Source organism: Streptococcus suis (genome assembly GCF_002964045.1).
GTDB lineage: Bacteria > Bacillota > Bacilli > Lactobacillales > Streptococcaceae > Streptococcus > Streptococcus suis_U.
In genome coordinates this window covers 1-353 of sequence record NZ_POPB01000544.1, presented here as the reverse complement: position 1 = coordinate 353, position 353 = coordinate 1, and the positions used below count along the sequence as shown (strand labels likewise).

The following is a 353-nucleotide window of genomic DNA, read 5'->3' as shown; positions in this document are numbered from 1 at the left end:
CAAATATTCCTAGTAAACTTGAGAAAAATAGATCTGTTTTCTTACTAAATGAATGAATAGAAACAGAAGTGATTTGTTTCTTTTTTTTCATACTCCCCTCCTAGAATAAGGCTGATTCCTTATCAAAGCGACGAACGATCAGGTTGGTCACTACCACCAAGATACAGCCGACAACAGATTGATAGAGGCCTGCCGCGATAGCCATACCGATGTCCCCTGTTCCTGCAATGCCACGATAAACGTAGGTATCAAGGACTTGAGTCACATTGAAGAGAGGACCTGAATTTTTCGGAATTTGATAGAAAAGGCCAAAGTCTGCTCGGAAGATATTTCCGACAGCCAGAATCGTTAAA

The 353-nt window shown here is 40.8% G+C and carries 1 pseudogene; it reads right to left on the bottom strand.

The annotated features are described in order from the left end of the window. Positions 1-100: 100 nt before the first annotated feature. Positions 101-353: pseudogene (locus C1E99_RS12610) on the bottom strand (sugar ABC transporter permease); the annotation flags it as partial.